Source organism: Maricaulis sp. D1M11 (assembly GCF_047308265.1).
Taxonomy (GTDB): Bacteria; Pseudomonadota; Alphaproteobacteria; order Caulobacterales; family Maricaulaceae; genus Maricaulis.
The window spans coordinates 279,854-302,213 of sequence record NZ_JBKQWY010000005.1; the positions used below are offsets into that span (position 1 = coordinate 279,854).

Genomic DNA, 22,360 nt, shown 5'->3' on the forward strand with positions numbered 1-22,360 from the left:
TTGGGATTACCGGGCAATCAGGTCACACTTCTCCGTTAGAGAATCAGGCTGATCTGACCAATGTCCAATCTTTCCATTTCCGACATGGCGCGCCCGGCGCCGCCCTCGCCCTATCTTGACGGGCTGAATGCCGAACAGCGTGAAGCGGTGGAGGCGATGGACGGTCCCGTTCTGGTCCTGGCCGGAGCGGGCACCGGCAAGACCCGGGTTCTGACCACGCGCCTGGCCCATATCCTGGCGACCGGGCGGGCGCGGCCGTGGGAAATCCTTTCGGTGACCTTCACCAACAAAGCGGCCCGGGAAATGAAGGAACGCGTCGGCAAGATCATCGGAGAGGCCGTCGAAGGCGTTCCATGGCTGGGAACCTTCCACTCGATTTCCGCGCAGATCCTGCGCCGCCATGCCGAATTGGTGGAACTCAAATCGAATTTCACCATTCTCGACACGGATGATCAGCTGCGCCTGATGAAGCAGATCCTCCAGGCCGAAGGTGTTGACGAAAAACGCTGGACCCCGCGCCTGCTCGCCGGCCTGATCGATGGCTGGAAAAATCGCGGCCTGCTACCCGAGCAATTGGGCGAAGAGGACAAATGGGCGTTCGCCGACGGGCTGGGCGGCAAGCTCTACACCCTGTATCAAGAACGTCTGCGCACGCTTAATTGCTGCGATTTTGGCGACCTCCTGCTGCACACCCTGCACATTTTCAAGAACCATGCAGATGTCCTCGCCGAATACCATCGCAAATTCCGTTACATCCTGGTCGACGAGTATCAGGACACCAACGTCTCGCAGTATCTGTGGCTGCGCCTTCTGGCCCAGGGCACAGGCAATATTTGTTGTGTGGGCGATGACGACCAGTCGATCTATGGCTGGCGCGGCGCCGAGGTCGACAATATCCTGCGCTTCGAAAAAGACTTTCCCGGCGCCCACGTCGTCCGCCTGGAACGCAATTACCGCTCGACAGAACACATACTCGCCGCAGCCTCCGGTCTGATCGCGGCCAATCGCTCGCGCCTGGGCAAGACCCTGTGGACCGAGGATAGTGGCGGCGAGAAAGTCCGTGTCAGCGGGATCTGGGATGGCGAGGCCGAGGCCCGCTTCATCGCCGAGGAGGCCGAGAACTGGGCCTCCAAGGGCCGCGAGTATGCCGATATCGCAATCCTGGTCCGTGCCGCCTGGCAGATGCGTGCGTTTGAGGACCGCTTCATCATGCTAGGCCTTCCCTACAAGGTGATTGGAGGCCCGCGCTTCTTCGAACGCGCAGAGATTCGCGATGCTCACGCCTATCTGCGGCTCGTCCGCTCACCGGAGGACGATCTGGCCTTTGAGCGGATTGTGAACACGCCCAAACGCGGAATTGGCGATACCACTGTCCAGAAAATCGCAATCACGGCACGGGATATGGGCGTTCCCATGACCGAGGCCGTACGGGTCATGCTGGGTACGGACGAGATACGCGGCAAGGCCAAAACCGGATTGCAGGTATTCCTGCGCGATCTGGAACGCTGGCGCGACCAGTCCAATCATTCCCGCCTCGATGAGCTCGCCGAGGTCGTGCTGGATGAAAGCGGCTACACGGCCATGTGGCGCGAGGACAAGACGCCCCAGGCTGCCGGGCGACTGGAGAACCTCAAGGAACTCGTCCGCGCCATGGGTGAGTGGGATACCCTGGAATCCTATCTGGAACACGTTGCGCTAGTCACCGATGCCGATCGCGCCTCCGACGATGGCAGCGAGATTTCACTGATGACGCTGCACGCCGCCAAGGGTCTGGAATTCCCGCTTGTCTTCCTGCCCGGCTGGGAAGAGACGGTCTTTCCTTCCCAGCGCTCCCTGGACGAAGGCGGCACACGCTCGCTGGAAGAGGAGCGGCGCCTGGCCTATGTGGGCATCACCCGGGCGCGCGAACAGGCCGTGATCACCTTTACCGCTAACCGAATGATCTATGGACGCTGGCAGTCGGTCATTCCCAGTCGCTTCATCGATGAGCTTCCGGCCGAACATGTCGAGGCCAAGTCGGAGACGGGTTATTATGATGGCGGCCCTGGACGCGAGAGTTTTGTCGCCCAGGCCGATCCAATGGACTCGACCTATTCCTCACCGGGCTGGAAACGCTATCAGGCCAACAGCCAAGGCGGTCGGCGCAGCGAGCCTCCGACCATCAACGCCAAGGCCACGCTGATCCAGTCCGGCGGTGGCGACAAGCAGGGGCAATACGCCTCCGGCGACCAAGTGTTTCACGACAAATTCGGCCCCGGTGTTGTGATGAAAGCGGATGGCGAGAAACTGACTGTGGCCTTTAAAAAGGCCGGCACCAAAAAAGTCGTGGCAAGCTTCCTCAAGGCTATGCCCTAGCCCCATCTCAAACGACACCTCTTGAGCGGAAGGCATGGTTTTCCCGGTTCGCCCCTTGACGCGCGAAAGCAAACCGTCACGCTCTGCATCCCGTGTCCGTGGAGGGATGCCCCACCGCTGCCGCGCGACCCAACCGGACTGGCTCAACGCCCTTGTGCACTCTGATCCTGCGAGTTTGACACTGTGCTCCTCTCCCTGATTGCTGCTGTCACCCTGGCGTCTGACACGCCGTATTCGGATCCGCATGCAGACGCCCGCCCGATCAGCTGGTCTGATCTGCTGGATCGACCGCGCGAAAACGCCAATGTTCGCATCCCCTATGGCGGGGGCGAGCATGAGTTCGGCGAGCTCTGGCTACCCGACGGCGAAGGGCCCTTCCCGCTGGTTGTCATGATCCATGGCGGGTGCTGGCTGTCGCAGATCCCGGGTACAATCTTGCAGGATTATCTGGCTGCCGATTTGCGGGCTCGGGGCGTTGCGGTGTGGAACCTGGAATACGCCCGGATCGGCCATGACACCGGTGCCTATCCCGGAACCTTCCTGGATGTCGCTGCAGGTGTCGACCATGTGCGGGAACTGGCCCAAGCCTTTCCGCTCAAGACCGACAACATCGTGTTCACAGGACATTCCGCCGGAGGGCATCTGGCCTTGTGGGCCGCCGCCCGGGAAACACTGCCTGACGATCATCCCTTCCATTCCGATGATCCGGTGGGGGCGAGCACGGTGATCACACTGGCCGGGATCAATGATCTGGAGGATTATCGGGACAACGGCCCCGGGCGCTGCGGCGAACCGGCCACGGTGGATAATCTGATGGGCGGCCAGTTTAATCCGGCTCTCCTGTCCCAGATCTCACCGGCGCATATGCCACTTGTCAGCGCTGAGCTGATTGTCATCTCCGGTGAACTTGACCCGATCGTTCCCCCTGAGTTTGGCGAACGCTTTGGAGAGCATGTCCGCAGCCAATCGGGTGAAGCACGGACCCTCACCCTGGACGGCGCCGGCCATTTTGAACTCATCGACCCGACCTCCCCGGCCTGGCAGACGATCGTCGACCACCTGCTGGATGCTCTCTCTGTCGACACGCCTGCAGGGGATAACTTGCCTTAGAGCACGTTCGGCGTCATTGCTGCGCCCCACCCCACGGCCGCAAACCGTCACCGCCTTGAAGACAGGACAGACCCATGACAACCCTCTGGCGCGCCACCGCGTTTGGTACCTTTGCCGACCTGGCTACGGCCACTGAAACGCTCGATGCCGTGGGCCTGGCCATGTCTTGGTCACTCTTCGACGATAGCGATCCGGCCCGTCTGGACATGTATTTCGACATCAAACCGGATCCCGTCGGACTGCGCGATGTGCTGGCCCTGTCCGCGGTGCCCGATCTGATCCCCGTGCCTGACGAAGACTGGGTGCGTCTGTCACTGGAAGGCCTGCAACCCGTGGCGGCAGGACGTTTCAAATTGTTTGGTGCCCATAATGCAGACGGCCTGTCGCTTGAGCCCGGAGAGATCGGCCTCGAGATCGAAGCCGGTCCGGCATTTGGCACAGGCCATCACGGCACCACGCGCGGCTGCCTGATGGCGTTTGATGCGTTGCTGAGTGCAGGTGTGCGTCCGGATACCGTGTTTGATCTGGGCTGTGGCACGGCGGCGCTAGCGATTGCGGCCGCAAAAACTCTGCCCGACGCGCATATCCTCGCCTCCGACATCGATCCGGAGGCCGTTAGCGAAAGTCAGGCCAATTGCGAGAAGAACGGCACGCCTGATATCGAGTGCTTTGTCGCGGATGGTCTCGACCATGCCAAGCTGGCCGGACGAGAGTTTGACCTAGTCTTTGCTAACATCCTGGCGGGACCGCTGGTCTCCCTGGCCGAGGGCATTGCCACCTTGCTGGCACCGGGCGGACGGGTCATCCTGTCCGGATTGCTGACCGAACAGGAAAGCTGGGTGCGTGAGGCCTATGAAAAGGCCGGTCTGAGCGTAGCGCGGCAGACACCGATCGAGGGCTGGGAAACGCTCGTCGCGTCCAGACCCTGATTAACTTCGCTCACGAAGCTTTAAACAGCAATGCCGCCCTTGAAGCCCAGCTTGGCCCACAAAGCCGACCAGTTGATCTTGCGTGCGGGCATATTGCGCGCCTTCTCCGCTTGCTGGCGGGTGGGCAGAAACACAACATAACCGCTGTTAAAGCGCGGGAAATCATCCATCGAGTACATGGCTTGCCTCCATCTTTCGCAAGTGTAATACCACCCGGATTATGTTAGCGCTATCATGATTTTCGCATTTCAGCTTTGCGCTTTTGCATGGACGATGTGGCACAAGCGCTCTGAATGATTGCAACCGTCATGTCGCAGGCCTAGTGTCGCGCCATGACCCAGATGATTGCCCAGACCTTTGACGTGAAGGGCGGCCCGCACATGGGCCGAGACAACCTTCCCAAGCTGCGCGAGGCCTTGAAGGCCCTGTCGCTCGACGGTTTTCTTGTTCCCCACGAGGACGAGTACGACAATGAATACCTGCCCGATTGCAATGAGCGCCTGCTCTGGTTGACCGGCTTCTCCGGTTCCGCAGGGGCGGCCATTGTCATGCAGGACCGGGCCGCAGTGTTTGTGGACGGGCGTTACACCTTCCAGGTCCGGGACCAGGTGGATGGTGATCTGTTTGCCTATGAAAGCCTGATCGAGAATGCAGGCGCCGCAGGCTGGCTGGAGCGTAATGGACGCTCGGGCGAACGTGTCGGTTATGACCCGCGCCTGCACAGTCCCGATGCCATGGACCGTTTCCAACTGGCTGCAAGTCGCGCCGGTGTGGAGCTGGTCGCCGTTGACCAGAACCCCATTGATCACGCCTGGACTGACCGTCCGGCCGCTCCCACGGCGCAAATCATCCCGCATCCCGACTATTTGTCGGGAGAAGCTCATACCTCCAAACGCGAACGCATCGGGATTGCCCTGCAAAAGGGACGAGCCGATGCGGCCGTCATCACGGCTCCGCCCTCGATCGCCTGGTTGTTCAATATTCGCGGCGGGGACGTCTCCCGTTCACCGCTGCCCCTGTCCTCTGCCATCTTGAATGCAGACGGAACGGCGACCTTGTTTGTCGCGCCGGAGAAGATCTCCGACGAAACCCGTGCCCATCTGGGCAATGAGGTCTCCCTGCGACCGGAAAGCGAATTCGCCGCCGGGCTCGCCGAATATGCGGACAAGACCGTTCGTGTGGATCCCGCATCGGCCTCGGCCTGGGTGTTCGACACTTTGACTGCGGGCGGCGCGCGGATTCAGAAACTGGATGACCCTGTTCTTCTGCCCAAGGCCGCCAAGAATACCACCGAGGTCGAAGGAGCCCGTCAGGCTCACATTCGCGACGGAGCGGCCATTGTCCGCTTCCTGCACTGGCTCGATACCGAAGCCCAGTCCGGCGAGATTGACGAGATCCAGGCCGCACAGAAACTGGAGAGTTTGCGCCGCGACCTGCCGGAACTGCGTGATCTGTCTTTCGACACGATTTCCGGCGCCCAAGGGAATGCGGCCTTCGCTCATTATCGCGTCTCCGAGGCAAGCAATCTGAAACTGGCGCGCGGCTCGCTCTTCCTGGTGGATAGTGGCGGCCAGTATCCAGACGGCACGACAGATATCACGCGTACCATTCCCATCGGGGATCCGACATCAGAGATGGTGACGCAATTCACCCGGGTTCTGAAAGGCTATATGGCGTTGGCGCGTGTGCGTTTTCCCAAAGGCACCACAGGCACCCAGCTGGATATCCTGGCGCGCTACCCGCTCTGGCAGGCCGGTTTCGATTACGACCATGGTACCGGACATGGCGTGGGCAGTTTCCTGGGCGTGCATGAAGGCCCGCAACGCATCGGCAAGGCCCCCAACAGCGTCGCCCTGGAGCCGGGCATGATCGTGTCCAACGAGCCGGGATATTATAAGCGCGATGGATTTGGCATCCGCACGGAAAACCTCCAGGTCGTCTCCGAGGCCACCCCTATCGCCGGTGGTGAGCGCGATATGCTGGGCTTTGAGACACTCACGCTTGCGCCCATCCATCGGGGCCTGATCGATGTCACCTTGCTCTCGCCGGACGAGCTGGCCTGGCTGGATGCCTATCATCTCGATGTACGCACCAAGCTGACCCCGCTTCTGGACGACATCACCGCAGAATGGCTGCGCAAGGCCACGGAGCCGCTCTACGGAGCGACACCCTGATTCATGGCACGCCTGGCTGTTCTTCTGGCCTGCCTGTGTCTGGCGGGATGTTTTTACTCGGACGATCCGCTGATTGGTCGCTTCCAGGTCGATCTCCCGCTGGAGCCCGGTGTCTATTCGCACACCCCTTATGACGAAACCGGAGCGCCCTGGCCCCGACCGACCTGGGAAGGGAGAATTCAGCGCCGAGGCGGCCGTTATGTGTCCGATGTACCGGACTTCCCACACAACGCTGTTCGCCTGCGGGAAATTGCGGACGGCACCTATGCGGCCATGGCCATGTCTGAAAGCGCGGATGGTCGCACCGAGTATGGTTATGGCCTGGTCTTCCTGTATCCGGGCAATATTGCGACCTATCACAATCCCGACTGCAGCGCGCTAAGCGCGGATGATCGCTCGACCTGGTCCATCACCCGGGATGAAGAGGGGTTCTGCAAGGTCGAGAGCTGGGCCTCACTGGAAGCCGCTTTGGTGCTCTATCTTCGAGATCATGGCGACAACCTGCGGATCGATGGCGTTTATCGCCGGATCGCCGACTAAAACCAGTCAATTCGCCTGTCCAGACAGGGCTTGGGCTCATACAATATGAGCGCCATGCATGCCATATTCATTCCCCTAATGCGTGAATTCGCCGAAAACGCCTGCACTCAACCTGTGCGGACAATCCTTCTCGATGCGAGACATGCCTCTGACCCCGTGGATTTCCCCGGCGGACAATGTTGCCGACGGGCGACGAGTCCCTGAACAATCCATCGCCTATTCGCGCTATGTCCATCACCCGGACGGTCGCCTCGAAGAGATGGGAGCCTGTGTGCTGACCATCAGCCGGGCTGTACGCCAGGGCCAGGCCCTGTTGCGCCGCGAACGCATCTACACGCACCGGACCGGTGAAACGGAAGTGCGGTTTGATGAAGCCCAGCTTTGCAATCTCCAGCCTGTCTCCACGGCTGTGGACCATGACAACAACCCGGTCATTCGCACAGAATATGATGGCCGCGTGATCCATTCAGCGCATCCGGTCTGGCCGGCCGGACCTGAAGAAACAGAGACGCGCCTGACGTTGGAAAGCACGCTCTCCGCTCCGCGCCCGGTCTTTGAAGGCTCATCCCTGGGCATGATCATTGCCGCCCTCCCCCTCGCGGTCGGCTATTCCACGCGTCTTTTGACCTTCATGGCTGATCTTAAACCGGGCGCGCAATTCCTCTTCGCCGATGTCACGGTGATCGGCGAGGAGACCTGCACCACGCGCGAAAACGAGCCCCTGCCGTGCTGGCTCGTCCGCGTGGATGCCGACCGGCGCTGGACCTTCTGGATCAACCAGTCTGACGCCGCGATCAGCCTGGTTCGTGTGTGTGAAGATCTGCCGGATGGCAGCGAAGACATCTATCAGGCCTGATCCCCGATCAGCTGGAACCACGCTTTTTCCGTGAGCGTCTCCACACCCAAATCTGCCGCCTTGCGGGCTTTCGACCCCGCACCGGGGCCAGCCACCAGATAATCCGTGTTTTTCGACACCGATCCCGCCACTTTTGCGCCCAGGGCCTGGGCCCGAGCCTTGGCCTCATCGCGGGTCATGCGTTCAAGTGTCCCGGTAAACACCACGGTCTTGCCAGCCACCGGCGAATCCGACGCCACCTGTTCGGCATCACGCGGATCGATCTGAGCGATCAGATGATCGAGCATGTCGCGATTATGAGGCTCGCTGAAATACTGCTCCAGCGCCTCGACCGCCGCTCCGCCAATCCCGTCAATGCCCATCATCTCCTCGCGAACCGCTGGCTCGGAGAGTGTTTCACAGGCCGAACGGAACGCTGTCCAACTGCCATAGGTCCGCGCCATAAGTGCCGCCGTATTCTCCCCCACATGGCGAATACCCAAGGCATTGATCAAACGCGCGAGAGCGATGGCGCGGCGTCCCTCGATGGCCGAGAAGAGATTGGCCACAGATGTCTCCCCCCACCCCTCGCGGTCCTGCAGGGGCGGACGAACCGCCCCTGCAGCATTGCGCTTGGCCAGTGTGAAGATGTCAGCCGGCGCGGTCACCAGCCCCTCTTCACTAAAAGCTTCAATCTGTTTCGCGCCCAAGCCCTCGATATCAAAACCCTTGCGGGCCACAAAATGCTTGAGCCCTTCCACACGCTGTGCCGCACAGATCAGCCCCCCGGTACAACGGCGGACCACATCCAGCTTGCCGGTCTTTTCGTCGTGCTCACGCACGGCCTGGCTGTTGCAGATCGGGCAGACATGGGGAAATTCGAAGGCCGGACCGCGATCAACCCGATCGGGATCCACAACGCGCACGATTTGCGGGATCACATCACCGGCACGCTGGACAATCACCCTATCCCCCACACGCACATCCTTGCGGAGAATCTCGTCCTCATTGTGAAGTGTCGCATTGGACACCACGACACCCCCGACCGTGACGGGTTTCAGGCGAGCCACCGGCGTGAGGGAGCCGGTTCGTCCCACCTGGATATCAATTCCCTCCAGGATCGTGCTGGCCTGCTCGGCCGGGAATTTATGCGCCACAGCCCATCGGGGTTTGCGACTGTCAAAACCCAGACGCTCTTGCCAGTCCAGACGGTTCGCCTTGTATACGACACCATCAATATCATAGCCCAGCTGGGCACGATCGGCTTCAATACCGCGATAGACGGCCAGCAGATCGTCCACACTCGAACAGAGCGCCGTTCGCTGATTGATCACAAACCCCCACCCGGCCAGTCTTTGTACACTCTCATACTGGGTCGGGGCCAGCGGCGCCGAAACCTCACCCCAGGCATAGGCGAAAAAGCGCAAAGGCCGGTCTTTTGTTTTGGCCGGGTCGATCTGGCGCAGGGATCCGGCAGCGGCATTACGGGGGTTCTTGTACTCTGGCTTGCCGACGTCACGCTGGCGCGTGTTCAGGTCAGCAAAATCCGCGTGGCTCATATAGACCTCGCCGCGCACCTCAAGCACCTCCGGCCAGTCCGAACCGGGCAAACGCCGGGGCACATCATCCAGCGTCAGGAGATTGGCGGTTACATCCTCACCCGTCACGCCATCCCCGCGCGTCGCACCGGACACCAGCACGCCGTTTTCGTAGCGCAAACTGGCCGATAATCCGTCGATCTTGGGCTCCGCGGTCAGCTCGACCCTGTCCTCGGCGTTCAATCCGAGAAAACGCCGGATCCGCTCAACAAAATCAGCGACATCCTCATCCTTGAACGCATTGCCCAGCGAGAGCATCGGTACTGCATGTGTGATCTCGCCAAACTTCCCTGACGGTGCCGTGCCCACACGCTGGGTCGGACTGCTGGACGTCACCAGATCGGGAAAACGGGCCTCGATCACCTCAAGCCGCTGGCGCAAGCTGTCATAAACCGCATCGGAGATCTTTGGCGCATCGTCCTGATAATACGCCTTGTCGTGTTTCGAGATCTCGCGAACGAGCCGGGCATGTTCGCTGCCAGCTTCAGCCTCGCTGAGGGCGGACACATCTTTCAGGGCGGCGCTCATCACACTCTCCAGAATCACCACAGATCACGCGCTGCGGATATTGGGTCAGCGCACGCAAGAGGTCGAGAGAGGAGATACAGGTGCCGGGCTAGAGCAATTGCCCGGAACCGACAGACAGCAGCGCATCGGCCTGGGCCCGGGCGGCATCCGTAATGTCTGCACCCGACAGCATGCGCGCCACTTCTTCACGCCGATGATCGCCCTCGAGCCGGACAAGCGTGGTTCGGGTCTGACCGTCCTTGCCGTCGGTCTTCTGGATCTTCCAGTGATGGTCCGCCAACGCGGCCACTTGCGGCGAGTGGGTCACGACGAGGATCTGGGCCTGGTCGGACAGGCGCTTCAGACGGCGCCCCACGGCATCCGCCACAGCGCCGCCAACACCCTGGTCCACCTCGTCAAAAATCATCACGCCCGGTTCGTCTTCACCCGCCAGAGCGACTTTCAGCGCCAGGCTGAATCGGGAAAGCTCACCCCCGGATGCAATCTTGTCGAGCGGGCCAAAGGCTGATCCAGGATTGGTTGAAATCTCGAACCGCACACTGTCAACACCGCCCGGTCCGGGTTTTGTCGTCTCGAAACTCACCTGAAAGCGCGCCTTGTCGAGCTTGAGGTCGGGCAGCTCATCCATCACCCGTTTGACGAGCCCCTTCGCGGCTTTCTTGCGCGATGCCGTCAACGCATTGGACGCCGCCTCATAGCCGTCACGGGCGGCACGCAAGGCGTTCTCCGCCTCCGACACACGCTGCTCGGAATGATCAATCGCATCAAGCTGGGTCGCAAACCGCTCACGCAAAGCCTCCAGCGCCTCGACTTCCACACCGTGTTTGCGCGCCAGTGCACGCAAGGCGAAGAGGCGTTCCTCGACTTCGTTCAATCGTCCCGGCTCAACGTCAAACGCGCGCGAAGCCTCGCCCAGAGCCTCATTAGCCTCTTCAAACTCGATAAGCGCGCGGTCAATGGCACCGGCAGCCCGGTTCAACGCCTCGCCGGCCGCGCCGCCAGAGTTTCCGATATGCTCGCGCACACGCTCCAATCCCCGCAGTGCTGTTGTCAGACGCTGTTCCAGACCCTCGCCGTCACCGGACAAGGCCTGTTCCGCCTCCTGCAAATCCGTCAGAGCACGTTCGGCATGCATCAGGAACTGGCGCTCGGTCGACAGCTCGGTGTCTTCTCCCGGCTGCGGGTCGAGCGTGTCGATCTCCTCGAGCGCATGGCGCAGAAAATCTTCCTCCTCCGCAGAGGACTGGCTGGCTGCCAGCAGGGTATCATATCGCTCCTGGGCCGAGCTCAGAGCCTTCCAGGCTTGTTTGACCGTGTTGATCCGGGTGTCATGACGGGCGAAGCGATCAAGCAGACCAAGATGGGTTCGAACATCCATCAAACCCCGACCATCATGCTGGCCGTGGATCTCGACCAGGCGCTCACCGACCTGCCGCATCAGCGTGATCGAGGCGGATTGATCATTGATATAGGCCCGGCTCTTGCCATCGGCCGTCAGGCGACGCCGCAGGATCAGCGGATCTTCATCGGACACATCGACACCGGCATCCAAAAGCGGAGCAAGGGCAGGATGCTGAGACGGTAGATCAAATTCGGCAACGGCGCTGGCTTCATCCGCGCCGGTCCGCACCTGGCCGCGATCCGCACGTTGGCCCAGAGCCAGCCCCAGTGCGCCCAGTAGTATGGATTTACCCGCGCCGGTTTCACCGGTCAGAGCACATAGTCCAGCACCGAAACCCGCATCGAGCGTGTCAATCAGAACGACATTCCGGATCGACAGGGTGTTGAGCATTAAAGGTCGCGCTCTCCCGCCGATCAACCGAACAGACGCTGCCAGGCACGACGCCAGTAAGCCGGATCATCCTGATCCACACTGTCTTCAAGGGTGATACCTTCGCGGGTCAGAAGATCATAGCTGTCTTCATACCACTCGCTGCCCGGGAAATTGTGACCGAGAACCGAAGCGACCTGTCGGGCTTCCTCATCAATACCCAGAGCGACATAGCTTTCCGTCAGCCGGTGCAGGGCTTCCGGCACATGCGAGGTCGTGCCGTAATCCTCAAGGACATTCTGGAAACGGTTGATCGCAGCGAGATGGAAATTGCGGCGCAGATACCAGCGGCCCACTTCCATTTCCTTGCCGGCGAGCTGATCACGCGCCATGTCAATCTTGAGGCGTGCGTCCGTGGCATAACGCGAATTGGGATAGCGACGCACCACTTGTTCCAGAGCGGCGAGTGCACTTTGCGTGCCTTGCTGATCCCGGCCGACATCCATGATCTGTTCAAAATTACAGATCGCGATTAGGTAATACGCGTAAGCCGCATTGCGATTACCCGGATGCAGCGCGATGAAACGCTCGGCATCGGAAACCGCTTCCTCATAGGAGTTCGACTGATAATTGGCATAGGCTGCCATCAACATGGAGCGGCGCGCCCATTCCGAATAAGGATGTTGACGCTCCACCTCATCGAACATGGCAGCAGCCAGACGATACTGGCGCCTTCCCAGGGTCTCATAGGCTTCCAGATAGATCGTCTCGGCCGGACGCTCGACATAAGCCAGATCCGCTTGCGGACGATTGGCGCAAGCGGCCAGAGCCAGCGGAACCAGAAGCGCAATTACGGGGCGCAGGGACATCTTCATGAACGCGACTCTCATACTGAACGGCGAATTGCCGGGTCGTTGGGAGGAGTTGTAGCGGATGCCTGCGCCTTGCAAAAGAGCTGCGACAGCAATCTCTCACATTTTCAAGGAAAAGGCAGGGATTTAGCGGCTGACCTGAAGGCGAGCTTCGGCTTCCATCTCACCCAGGCTGATCATGGTCCAGGCCGTCGGATCGTCCAGAAGGGCGCGCACAGCCTCGTTATTAATAGCATGGCCCGGGCGACTGGCGATGTAGCGACCGAGAATCGGCGCACCGGCGAGATAAATATCACCCAGAGCATCGAGTGCTTTGTGACGGACAAATTCATCATCGAAACGCAGACCGTCCGGATTAGCCACGCCGGTTTCATCGAGAACGATCGCATTGTCCATCGAGCCACCGCGCGCGAGACCCGCAGCAAGCAGGGCATCAAAATCTTTCTTGAAGCCGAATGTGCGAGCGGCTGCGATCTGTTCCGAGAAGATCCGGTCCGTCACTTCGAATGCGTAGGACTGACGCCCCACCGCCTGGTGTTCAAAATCAATATCGACTTCGATCACGGACGAGAGTGACGGCATGAAACGCGCCTGGCGCCCTTCCGTACCGACAACAATCGGTTTGAGAACCTGGATGGCACGACGCGCAATGCCATGAGATGTGAGACCGACATGCCGGATAAGCTCGACAAACACAGCCGAGGATCCGTCCATGACCGGGACTTCCGGACCATCAATATCAATCAGAACGTCATCCACGCCCAGACCCGCCAGTGCGGCCAGCAGGTGTTCCACCGTCGCCACGGAGGCACCATCGGAATTGGAGATCGTGGTGCCCAGACGCACACCGGTGACATGATGAGCCTTGGCTTCAACGATCGGGTCACGATCCGTGAGGTCAGAACGCTTGAAGACGATGCCGTGACCGGCAGGAGCAGGTTGCAGGACCAGACGCACACGCTCGCCGCTGTGGAGCCCCACGCCCGCGCACACAACAGGTGCTGCCAATGTTTGCCGGTAAGTCACGATACTCACACTATTCCCAGTCAGCCTTTGGACAGATGCTCTGACCTGTCCGGCCCCGTTAACCAACCCCAAGACTACGGCCTGAGCCGTCCCTTGCGTGCACAAGACGACAGGCCGGTCCACATCACAATTAAAGCTTTGTTGCGCTTTGTTACGTGCGCAAAGAAAAAGGCCCGTGATACGCGATCACGGGCCGTTTCTGTTCGCCTAGGAGGCGATTAATTGGCCTGACGTCGCAGGAAAGCGGGAATTTCCAGATCACCCTGGTCCAGTGAGTCACCAAACAGATCACCGCTGACCGGTCCGTTGGGCTTCGGCGTTTCCTCAACCGGGCGAGCCTGGGTCGTCGGGGCCGCTTTCGGAGCCGGGTCCATCGGCTTGCGGCGGCGACCAAAGAAAGAAAATCCGCCCTTGCGCTCATCATCCTTTGGCGCTGCGGCCTGTTGGGCAGACGGAGCCGAGCTGCGAGGCGCCTCGGACTGACGACGCGCTTCATAGCGAGAATTCAGAGCCGCGGCTTCCTCAGCCAGTCGCGCCTGGTCCTGAACAACTTGCGGCGCTTCGGCCGTTACAGGCGCAGGCTCTGCTGCGGGTGTCGACACAATGCTTTCCGTACGGTCCGCCTGTTGTTCGGCAGCCGTCGGACGCAGGATATCCGCGCGGACCATGCCACTCATGTGCTCCGCACCGGCGGCTTGACGCATCGGCTCGCTGTGGGCCTCGACCTCATGCGTCTCAGGCTCGCTGGGGGCCGGTTGGGGCTCACGCCCGGCACTGGTCTCCGTGTCAGCCTGCATGCGCGCACGCTCGGCCATGACACGGCCCGGCCGGTCATTGTTTTCACGCTTCCACGGCAGGATGTGATCATTCTGCCCGCGCTCAGACGCCTGCTGGACAGGTGTTGAAGCCGGTGTCCGGGCCAGCGGGGCGCCTACACGCGAGCGCGGATCCTGGACTTGGACTTCAGCATCAATGCCGGTTGCCACAACAGACACCCGCATTTTGCCATCCATGGTCTCGTCAAACGCCGAACCCACAATGATATTGGCATCTGGATCGACTTCGGCGCGGATTTCCGTCGCTGCTTCATCGACCTCGTAGAGGGTCATGTCGTAACCACCGGTGATGTTGATGAGCACGCCCGTGGCGCCCTTCATCGAGACATCATCAAGCAGCGGATTCGAAATCGCAGCCTGGGCGGCTTCGATGGCGCGTTTCTCGCCCTCGGCCTCGCCCGTTCCCATCATGGCCTTGCCCATCTCATTCATCACGGACCGCACATCAGCGAAATCCAGATTGATCAGGCCGGGCATGACCATCAGATCGGTAATACCACGCACGCCGGAGTGCAGCACTTCGTCGGCCATGGAGAAGGCTTCGGCAAAGGTTGTCTTCTCGGTCGCGATGCGGAACAGGTTCTGATTGGGGATAACAATCAGCGTGTCCACATGTTCCTGCAATTGCTCGATACCGGACTCGGCGAGCTTCATGCGGCGCGAACCTTCAAACTGGAAGGGCTTGGTGATCACACCAACCGTCAAAATACCCATCTCGCGGGCTTCGCGAGCAATGATCGGTGCCGCACCGGTCCCGGTACCTCCGCCCATACCGGCTGTGATGAAGACCATATGCGCACCAGCGAGGTGCTCACGGATCTCACCAATGGAGTCTTCGGCAGCCTGCTGTCCAACTTCCGGACGCGCACCCGCCCCCAGACCTTCGGTGATGGCCGCACCCATCTGAACTTGTTTATCCGTGCGCGCACGGGTGAGCGCCTGGGCATCTGTGTTGGCCACAACAAAATCGACGCCTTCCAGATCGGCTTCGATCATGTTGTTGACCGCATTGCCACCGGCACCGCCGACCCCAAAGACAACAATGCGCGGGCGCAGTTCAGTGGTTTCGGGCATGGAGAGATTGAGCGTCATGGCTGACCCCGTAAACGGTCGATCAAGGTTAATAGCGATTCAACCGACATGATCGCGCCAAGGCACTTAAGCGAGTGTTAAGCATGACCCGCTGAAACATTAATTTCTGTGTTAAACACACAAGCGTCTGCACAAGGCCCGTTACGCTCAGAAACTCTCGGCGAACCAGCGCAACATCCCGCCTGATGACGCTTTCTCAGGTGCTTCAGACACCGCGCCCTGTCGGGAAGACCCAACCTGAGGCGGGCCGGAAATGGCTTCGGCGGCACCGCGGGTTTCACGACGCACCACACCCGCAACGGCACTGAAGGCCGGACCGGACACGGCATCTCCCAAACCCGAAACTCCTCCGGGGCCCGCCGTGCGAACCTGTTTCGCGAACACACGCGCGGCGAGTTCTGCTGTGCCGGGCATTTGCGATGCACCGCCGGTCAGCACCATGCGCCGCCCGGCCAGATCAGACACACCCGCCGCGTCCAGACGATCGCGAATCAGTTCGAACGTCTCTTCCAGGCGAGGCCGGATAATGGAATTGAGCAGGCTGCGCGGTGCAGATCCGTAACCCTGATTGATCTCGCCACTCACCGGGGGAACCTCGATCATCTGCTGATCATCATCCGGACTGTCGAGTACAGACCCATAGAGTGATTTCAGGCGTTCGGCGGCAGACAGGGGCGTGGACAGCCCCCGCGCCACGTCCGACGTCACATGCGATCCGCCGACCGGTACGCTGTCAATATGCACCAGCGCACCCTCGGCGAAGACCGCCGCCGTCGTCGCACCCGCGCCCATATCGATCAGCACAGCGCCGAGCTGCACCTCATCATCGCCCAGAGCCGACAGGCCGGACGCATAGGGCGTGGCCACGACGGATTTAAGATCCAGATGACAGCGCTCGACACAGGACAGAAGATTGCGCAACGGTCCAACGGCTGCCGTGATAATATGGACGTCCACACCGAGACGATGCCCGAACATGCCGCGCGGATCGCGAACACCGCGATGATCATCGACGGACCAGGCCAACGGGATAGCGTGCAATATTACCCGGTCCTGCGCATCGAACTGGGCCAGCGCGCCGTTCAGCAGGCGACGCAGATCCCGGTCGGTGACCTGACCTTTGGAAAGCTCGATCTCGGCTGCCACACGTGAACTTGTCGGCTGTCCGGACGAGAGGGTGACGGAGACAGAGGACACCGCCAGGCCGGCCATTCGCTCAGCTTGCACGACCGCGTCGCGCATAGCTTCCGCGGCAGCCTCCATATCAACGACGGCACCCGCCCGTACGCCCTTGCTGGACTGATGCCCCACCCCCACAACGCGCGGGCGCGGACCGGCAATGGTCTGGTCCGTCCGGGAAATGAAACAGGCGATCTTGGACGTGCCCACATCCAGCGCGGCGCAGACACCGGGCTTGCCCTGGGCCGTATTGGCAGACGAGGACGAGCGGAAAAAGCCGAACAAACTCATGCGTCACGCTCCCGTCCTACCGTGTCACGATCCGGCAGGGCACGCACGACGAGATCTCCCTCGCCGCGCAGATCAAAACTTTCGGCCGCCAGACGCAGAATTCCGCGCTCGGCCTGGAGATTGGCCAGAATGGCCAGGCTGGCTGCCACATCCCCCTCGGGCAGGCGCACATCCGCACCGCTCTTGAGGCGCAGATTCCAGCGACGCTCACCCACCCGGATCGCGCCAACCACGCGCTCGCTGATGATCGGATGACGGCGCAGAGCCTCGACAATTTCCGGTGCGGCGGTGTTTGCCCCCGTATCGACAACCAGCGGCAGGTTTGGCGGATTGGACATATCCGCCTGGGCCATCACCGCTCCATCCTGGTCGATCACATGCAGGGCGCCATCCATCTGCCACAGGGCATAGGCCTCGCGCATCTCGACAAGGATCGACACCCGATTGGGCCATAGCCGCGCGACCGACGCCTTGCGCACCGGCGGCAGAGCCTCCACACGCACACGCACCTGGTCGGGATTAACCGCAAAGATCGACTCACCGGCCAGAACGCCCGAGGCGGCCGCAATCTCGTCTGCGTCGAGACGGCCCGCACCGGCCACATCAATGACATCAACAGCGAAACCCGCATCCGCGAGACGGGTCTGCGCCTCGGCCACCAGGGCAAGACGCACATCCTGGGCCCGCCCGGTGGCAATCATCAAAACGGTCGACAGCGTCAGAATGCAGGCAAGCGCCAGGGCGCCGAGCCGCGCCGCATTGGCCAGCCGGTAGCGCGCACTGCGAAGCTGGGCATCCGCCCAGTTACGCAAACGCCGCGGTGCAGACACCGCGGCGGACCGACGATTTGCCCTGCGCCGGGTCGATGCTCCCGACCCCGCACGTTTTACCTTGGGCATGACGCATTCTCCGCCATCCACATGACGAGGTCTTCAAAACTCATCCCGTCATGGAGCGCCTGTTCTGGCGCGAGTGATGTAGGAGTCATGCCCGGCTGGGTGTTAATTTCGAGTAACCATAGCGGTGGATTTGCTGATTCGTCATAGCGGAAATCCGAACGCGTCAAGCCCTTGCACCCCAGCACCTGATGGGCCTTGAGTGCGAGTTCCTTCGCCATGATTTCAATGTCTTCCGGGATCTGAGCCGGAATGATGTGATCCGACCCGCCTGCCGAGTACTTGGCCTCATAGTCATAAAAGCGGGTGTTTGGAATAATTTCAGTGACAGCTAGGGCCCGGTCGTCCAGCACCGCGACAGTCAGTTCACGCCCAGCAATGTAACGTTCGACAAGGATCTCCTCGCCCAGCTGGTCTTCTTCTCCCGCCAAACCGGCCGGCGGACGATTGGCGCCCTCTAGAACGATATGCACACCCACTGATGACCCCTGCGCGTTGGGTTTGGCCACATAAGGCGGCGGCAGGACATGATTGGCCGCCGCTTCGCGCCGCTCCACGATCACGCCCTCCGGGCAGGCAATGCCCGCCGCACGCAGGACATCCTTGGTCATCTGCTTGTTCATCGCGAGTGAGGACGCCAATACACCGGAATGTGTATAGGGCTTGCCGAAATGTTCGAGCACACCCTGGACCCGGCCATCCTCGCCCCACTCGCCATGCAGGGCGTTGAACACGACGTCCGGATCCGCCTCGGCCAACTGGTCGAACAGATTCCGGCCGGCATCAATCTCGACGACGTCATACCCCTTGGCCCGCAACCCATCTGCGACGGCCTTGCCGGACACCAGTGAGACCTCCCGTTCCGGCGAAAGGCCGCCGAGAAGAACAGCGATACGTTTGCTCATGACGCGATGCCCTCACCGATGCGTTTCACTTCCCAGCGCAGATCAATATCGTGCTGGTGTTTGACCCGGGCCCGGATATCCTCGCCCACCTGTTCCAGATCGGCGGCGGACGCCGTTCCGTCGTTAATCAGGAAATTGCAATGCTGCTCGGAGAAATGGGCGCCTCCGACCCGATAACCGCGCCCGCCCACACTGTCGATCAACTGCCAGGACTTGCGGGGATTGGGTGTGCCCGGTGCATCGGGATTGGCAAATGTCGAGCCTGAGGTTTTCTCACGGATGGGCTGCGTGCTTTCCCGCCGTGCCGTAATCGCGTCCATGCGCGCACGAATGGCGTCCGGTGCATCCGCCTGCCCTTGAAACACGGCTTCGGTGAAGATCCAGTCCGCCGGAGCACCGCAATGGCGATACCCATAGGCCAGCTCGTCCGGCGTTGCGACGATCCGGCGTCCCAGCCGGTCCAGCGCCACCACTTCCACGACAATATCGGCCGTTTCCTGATCATAACAGCCCGCATTCATCCGCAGGGCTCCCCCGATTGTGCCCGGCACGCCCACCAGATATTCCAGCCCGGCAATCCCTGCATCGGCAGCGGATTTGGCCACCCGCTTGTCGAGGGCTCCGGCCCCCGCACGCAAGCGGTTATCGCCAAGCGCTTCGGTCTGCACAAAGGGGCCAGCGAGACGGATCACGACACCGCGCACACCGCCATCACGCACCAGCGTATTTGACCCCGCGCCGAGCACATGCACCGGCACATCTTCGGGCGTTTCGGCGAGAAAACGTGAGAGATCCGCTTCATCGGCGGGCACGTAGAGCACATCCGCCGGGCCGCCCACACGCAGCCAGGTCAGGTCTTTCAGCGGAGCCTGTTCGATATATTTCCCGCGAACGGTTGGGAGACGATCAACAAGGCTCATGCCAGCGCCTTCAGCTCGTCCGGTGCCGCATAGGCCCACTGGGTGATGTCGCCGGCGCCCAGGAAGATCACGACATCACCTGTGTCGGCGCGGCGGGCGATCTCGCTCATGACGCTGTCACGGTTCACACCGATTGTATCGCGATGACCGTGTGCCGCGAGGCTGTCCACCAGATGATCGCGATCAATGCCCTCGATGGGGTCTTCGCCGGCGGCGAAGACATCGGTGATCATCACACTGTCGGCGTCGTTGAAACAGGTCGAGAAGTCTTCAAACAGGTCGGCCAGACGCGAATACCGGTGCGGCTGCATGATGGCGATCACCTTGCCGGTCGAGGCCTGGCGTGCTGCCTTGAGCACCGCCGAGATTTCCACCGGATGATGGCCGTAATCATCAATGATACTGGCGCCGTTAAACTCACCGGTCTTGGTGAAACGACGTTTCACACCGCCAAATCCGGCCAGCGCCGATCTTGCCGCTGCTTCCGTCAGCCCGAGCTCTCGTGCCGTGACAAGCGAGGCCAGCGTATTGAGCACATTGTGTTCACCCACCATCGGCAGATGGATATCGGTCCAGACCACCGCATCCTGGCCGCGCAGGCGGAATTCCACATCAAACAGGGTGCCATCCGGTCCGGTGCGCAGGTTCACACCGCGAACATCCGCCTGAGGGTTGAAACCGTAGGTGATGACCCGTCGATCCTCAATCTTGCTGGCCAAGGCCTGGACCTCGACATGATCGGTACACAGGACGGCAAAGCCATAAAATGGCAGGTTTTCGACAAACTGGTAGAAGGCGGCGCGCAGCGTGTCGAAATCGCCGTAATGCTCCATGTGCTCCGGGTCGATATTGGTCACGATCGCGACCGTTGCCCGCAGTTTGAGAAAGGAGCCGTCACTTTCATCCGCTTCAACCGCCATCCAGTCGCCCAGCCCCACTTTCGCATTGGAACCATAGGCCGAGATGATCCCGCCATTGATAACGGTGGGGTCGACCCCTGCCGCATCCATCAACACCGAGACCAGCGAAGTCGTTGTCGTCTTGCCATGCGTACCACCCACGGCGACGGCGAATTTGAGACGCATCAGCTCAGCCAGCATTTCCGCCCGACGCACCACCGGAATTTTCGCTGCGCGCGCCGCGACCAGTTCGGGATTGTCCGGCCGGATCGCCGAAGACACGACGATCGCACCGGCGCCCGCCACATTCTCCCCGTCATGACCGATCATCACGCGCGCGCCCTTCGAGCGCAGACGTTCGACATTGGCGCTGGCCTTGATATCAGAGCCCTGCACCTCATAGCCGATATTCAGCATGACCTCGGCAATACCGCTCATACCGATACCGCCAATACCGACGAAATGAATGGGGCCTACAGGGAAAGGCAGGGCGGAAAACTTCATACTACAGCTCCACGCATCAGGCCGTTGACGGCCTTGGCAAAGGTCTCTGCCGCATCAGGACGTCCCAGCGACCGGGCAGCGCGGGCGCGCTCGGCGAGATCATCCGGATCGGACAGGCGGGTTTCCAGAAGTTCGGCCACAGCATCCACCGTGAACCGGGCTTCCGGCAGGCAATCCGCCGCCAGCGCCTGGACCAGGCCCTCGGCATTGGCGCTCTGGTGGTCATCCGTGGCGATACCGAGCGGGCAGAACAGGGCCGGACGCCCCACACCCGCAATCTCGGAGACGGACGAGGCCCCGGCCCGTGAGATCACAAAATGCGCATCCGCATACAAATCCCCTACCTTCTCGAAGAAGGGTTCACACACGGCCCGCACACCGGCCTCGCTATAGATTTCCCGCGCCATGGGGAGGGATTCCTCACGGGTCTGTTGGACGACATCAAGGCGAGAACGCAGCGATTCCGGGAGTTTTGCGACCGCTTGCGGCACGGTTTCAGACAGGAGGCGGGCGCCCAGAGATCCACCCAGCACCAGAAGACGCACAGCCTCGCCTGTTGCAGGCGGTGTGTATCCTGTCTGCCGGGCCTCCACGATGGGTGCGCGCAGAGGATTGCCGGTGACCAGGCGTTTGGCCTTGTCGGACACTCGGTCGAGACGATCAAAACCGGACGCCACGAAGGCGGCCTGCCCGGCAAAGACCCGGTTCACCCGGCCCAGCACGGCGTTTTGTTCGTGGATGGCAAAGGGAATACGCATGGATTGCGCCGCCGCCAGGGCCGGAAAGGCCGGATATCCGCCAAATCCAGCCACGACATCGGGACGCCAGTCCATCATGATCTTGCGGGTCTGGGCGACACCACCGGTCAATTCGAGGGCCGCCTTGACCAGTTTGATCGGATTTTTTGTCGACGGGCTCGCCGCCCGGATCACATCCACGGCCACAGCAGGAAAGCCGTCCGTATGGCGCTGGCCCCGCGCATCGGTGATCAGACGCACCTCCCAGCCCAGTGCGATAAGCGTCTCAGCGGTGGCCCGGGCGGGAAACAAATGCCCGCCAGTGCCTCCGGCAGCAATTAAACAACGGCGTGGTGTCATAAG

18 protein-coding genes are annotated in these 22,360 nt (G+C 61.1%); 6 read left to right on the forward strand and 12 right to left on the reverse strand.

The window, feature by feature from the left end; translation table 11 throughout:
• The first annotated feature begins 60 nt into the window (after window positions 1–60).
• The 3 genes from RMQ97_RS10510 to RMQ97_RS10520 all read left to right on the forward strand — a co-directional run bounded on the left by RMQ97_RS10510 (window position 61) and on the right by RMQ97_RS10520 (window position 4,394).
• Window positions 61–2,355 carry an ATP-dependent helicase gene (locus RMQ97_RS10510; protein ID WP_413660831.1) on the forward strand — a complete coding sequence of 765 codons (2,295 nt, stop codon included), beginning with the start codon at window positions 61–63 and terminating at the stop codon, window positions 2,353–2,355.
• A gap of 183 nt (window positions 2,356–2,538) precedes the next feature.
• Complete coding sequence (locus RMQ97_RS10515) at window positions 2,539–3,465, forward strand: alpha/beta hydrolase family protein (RefSeq protein WP_413660832.1); 927 nt, start codon at window positions 2,539–2,541, stop codon at window positions 3,463–3,465.
• Window positions 3,466–3,539: 74 nt separating this feature from the next.
• Window positions 3,540–4,394 carry a 50S ribosomal protein L11 methyltransferase gene (locus RMQ97_RS10520; RefSeq protein ID WP_413660833.1) on the forward strand — a complete coding sequence of 285 codons (855 nt, stop codon included), beginning with the start codon at window positions 3,540–3,542 and terminating at the stop codon, window positions 4,392–4,394.
• 20 nt (window positions 4,395–4,414) lie between these two features.
• Here the strand turns inward: RMQ97_RS10520 and RMQ97_RS10525 are convergent, their stop codons facing one another.
• Window positions 4,415–4,573 (reverse strand): hypothetical protein, encoded by a 159-nt coding sequence (locus RMQ97_RS10525; RefSeq protein ID WP_413660834.1) that lies wholly within the window; start codon window positions 4,571–4,573, stop codon window positions 4,415–4,417.
• A 153-nt stretch (window positions 4,574–4,726) separates the two neighbouring features.
• Here RMQ97_RS10525 and RMQ97_RS10530 point away from each other — a divergent pair, with 153 nt between their 5' ends.
• From RMQ97_RS10530 to RMQ97_RS10540, 3 genes are all read left to right on the forward strand, one after another.
• Complete coding sequence (locus RMQ97_RS10530) at window positions 4,727–6,568, forward strand: aminopeptidase P family protein (RefSeq protein ID WP_413660835.1); 1,842 nt, start codon at window positions 4,727–4,729, stop codon at window positions 6,566–6,568.
• A 3-nt stretch (window positions 6,569–6,571) separates the two neighbouring features.
• Window positions 6,572–7,108 (forward strand): hypothetical protein, encoded by a 537-nt coding sequence (locus tag RMQ97_RS10535; protein WP_413660836.1) that lies wholly within the window; start codon window positions 6,572–6,574, stop codon window positions 7,106–7,108.
• A gap of 133 nt (window positions 7,109–7,241) precedes the next feature.
• Window positions 7,242–7,964, forward strand: coding sequence for a hypothetical protein (locus tag RMQ97_RS10540; protein WP_413660837.1), 723 nt, complete (start codon window positions 7,242–7,244; stop codon window positions 7,962–7,964).
• On the opposite strand, the gene ligA is transcribed toward RMQ97_RS10540, so the two are convergent.
• The 11 genes from ligA to murG all read right to left on the reverse strand — a co-directional run bounded on the left by ligA (window position 7,955) and on the right by murG (window position 22,357).
• A complete protein-coding gene (gene ligA / locus RMQ97_RS10545) occupies window positions 7,955–10,069 on the reverse strand; it encodes an NAD-dependent DNA ligase LigA (RefSeq protein ID WP_413660838.1) in 2,115 nt (704 codons plus the stop codon). The genes RMQ97_RS10540 and ligA overlap by 10 nt on opposite strands.
• A gap of 88 nt (window positions 10,070–10,157) precedes the next feature.
• On the reverse strand, window positions 10,158–11,861 hold the full coding sequence (gene recN, locus RMQ97_RS10550; RefSeq protein ID WP_413660839.1) for a DNA repair protein RecN: 1,704 nt from the start codon (window positions 11,859–11,861) through the stop codon (window positions 10,158–10,160).
• A gap of 23 nt (window positions 11,862–11,884) precedes the next feature.
• Entirely contained in the window at window positions 11,885–12,715 is an 831-nt protein-coding gene (locus tag RMQ97_RS10555) for an outer membrane protein assembly factor BamD (RefSeq protein ID WP_413660840.1), read from the reverse strand.
• Window positions 12,716–12,838: 123 nt separating this feature from the next.
• The gene (lpxC, locus tag RMQ97_RS10560; protein WP_413660841.1) at window positions 12,839–13,747 is read right to left on the reverse strand and encodes a UDP-3-O-acyl-N-acetylglucosamine deacetylase; all 909 of its coding nucleotides are present in this window, start codon (window positions 13,745–13,747) and stop codon (window positions 12,839–12,841) included.
• 209 nt (window positions 13,748–13,956) lie between these two features.
• Complete coding sequence (ftsZ, locus tag RMQ97_RS10565) at window positions 13,957–15,666, reverse strand: cell division protein FtsZ (protein WP_413660842.1); 1,710 nt, start codon at window positions 15,664–15,666, stop codon at window positions 13,957–13,959.
• 147 nt (window positions 15,667–15,813) lie between these two features.
• A complete protein-coding gene (gene ftsA / locus RMQ97_RS10570; protein ID WP_413660843.1) occupies window positions 15,814–17,136 on the reverse strand; it encodes a cell division protein FtsA in 1,323 nt (440 codons plus the stop codon).
• Window positions 17,133–18,035, reverse strand: a complete 903-nt coding sequence (locus tag RMQ97_RS10575; protein ID WP_413660844.1) for a cell division protein FtsQ/DivIB — start codon at window positions 18,033–18,035, stop codon at window positions 17,133–17,135. Before RMQ97_RS10575 ends, ftsA begins: the two co-directional genes overlap by 4 nt.
• Window positions 18,023–18,937 carry a D-alanine--D-alanine ligase gene (locus RMQ97_RS10580; RefSeq protein WP_413660845.1) on the reverse strand — a complete coding sequence of 305 codons (915 nt, stop codon included), beginning with the start codon at window positions 18,935–18,937 and terminating at the stop codon, window positions 18,023–18,025. Before RMQ97_RS10580 ends, RMQ97_RS10575 begins: the two co-directional genes overlap by 13 nt.
• Window positions 18,934–19,857: a UDP-N-acetylmuramate dehydrogenase gene (murB, locus tag RMQ97_RS10585; protein ID WP_413660846.1), complete on the reverse strand. Its 924-nt coding sequence runs from the start codon at window positions 19,855–19,857 to the stop codon at window positions 18,934–18,936. The genes RMQ97_RS10580 and murB overlap by 4 nt, the downstream gene beginning before the upstream one ends.
• Window positions 19,854–21,260, reverse strand: a complete 1,407-nt coding sequence (gene murC / locus RMQ97_RS10590; protein WP_413660847.1) for a UDP-N-acetylmuramate--L-alanine ligase — start codon at window positions 21,258–21,260, stop codon at window positions 19,854–19,856. The genes murB and murC overlap by 4 nt, the downstream gene beginning before the upstream one ends.
• Window positions 21,257–22,357, reverse strand: a complete 1,101-nt coding sequence (murG, locus tag RMQ97_RS10595) for an undecaprenyldiphospho-muramoylpentapeptide beta-N-acetylglucosaminyltransferase (RefSeq protein ID WP_413660848.1) — start codon at window positions 22,355–22,357, stop codon at window positions 21,257–21,259. The genes murC and murG overlap by 4 nt, the downstream gene beginning before the upstream one ends.
• Window positions 22,358–22,360: the final 3 nt, after the last annotated feature.

Excerpts from the sequence above, each read along its gene's own strand:
- RMQ97_RS10525 (WP_413660834.1), bottom strand. The coding sequence starts at position 4,573 with ATGTACTCGATGGATGATTTCCCGCGCTTTAACAGCGGTTATGTTGTG.
- RMQ97_RS10580 (WP_413660845.1), bottom strand. The coding sequence starts at position 18,937 with ATGAGCAAACGTATCGCTGTTCTTCTCGGCGGCCTTTCGCCGGAACGG.
- ftsZ (WP_413660842.1), bottom strand. The coding sequence starts at position 15,666 with ATGACGCTCAATCTCTCCATGCCCGAAACCACTGAACTGCGCCCGCGC.
- RMQ97_RS10530 (WP_413660835.1), top strand. The coding sequence starts at position 4,727 with ATGACCCAGATGATTGCCCAGACCTTTGACGTGAAGGGCGGCCCGCAC.
- RMQ97_RS10535 (WP_413660836.1), top strand. The coding sequence starts at position 6,572 with ATGGCACGCCTGGCTGTTCTTCTGGCCTGCCTGTGTCTGGCGGGATGT.
- murC (WP_413660847.1), bottom strand. The coding sequence starts at position 21,260 with ATGAAGTTTTCCGCCCTGCCTTTCCCTGTAGGCCCCATTCATTTCGTC.
- ftsA (WP_413660843.1), bottom strand. The coding sequence starts at position 17,136 with ATGAGTTTGTTCGGCTTTTTCCGCTCGTCCTCGTCTGCCAATACGGCC.
- RMQ97_RS10575 (WP_413660844.1), bottom strand. The coding sequence starts at position 18,035 with ATGCCCAAGGTAAAACGTGCGGGGTCGGGAGCATCGACCCGGCGCAGG.
- RMQ97_RS10510 (WP_413660831.1), top strand. The coding sequence starts at position 61 with ATGTCCAATCTTTCCATTTCCGACATGGCGCGCCCGGCGCCGCCCTCG.
- ligA (WP_413660838.1), bottom strand. The coding sequence starts at position 10,069 with ATGAGCGCCGCCCTGAAAGATGTGTCCGCCCTCAGCGAGGCTGAAGCT.
- recN (WP_413660839.1), bottom strand. The coding sequence starts at position 11,861 with ATGCTCAACACCCTGTCGATCCGGAATGTCGTTCTGATTGACACGCTC.
- murG (WP_413660848.1), bottom strand. The coding sequence starts at position 22,357 with ATGACACCACGCCGTTGTTTAATTGCTGCCGGAGGCACTGGCGGGCAT.
- RMQ97_RS10520 (WP_413660833.1), top strand. The coding sequence starts at position 3,540 with ATGACAACCCTCTGGCGCGCCACCGCGTTTGGTACCTTTGCCGACCTG.
- murB (WP_413660846.1), bottom strand. The coding sequence starts at position 19,857 with ATGAGCCTTGTTGATCGTCTCCCAACCGTTCGCGGGAAATATATCGAA.
- RMQ97_RS10555 (WP_413660840.1), bottom strand. The coding sequence starts at position 12,715 with ATGAAGATGTCCCTGCGCCCCGTAATTGCGCTTCTGGTTCCGCTGGCT.
- RMQ97_RS10540 (WP_413660837.1), top strand. The coding sequence starts at position 7,242 with ATGCGAGACATGCCTCTGACCCCGTGGATTTCCCCGGCGGACAATGTT.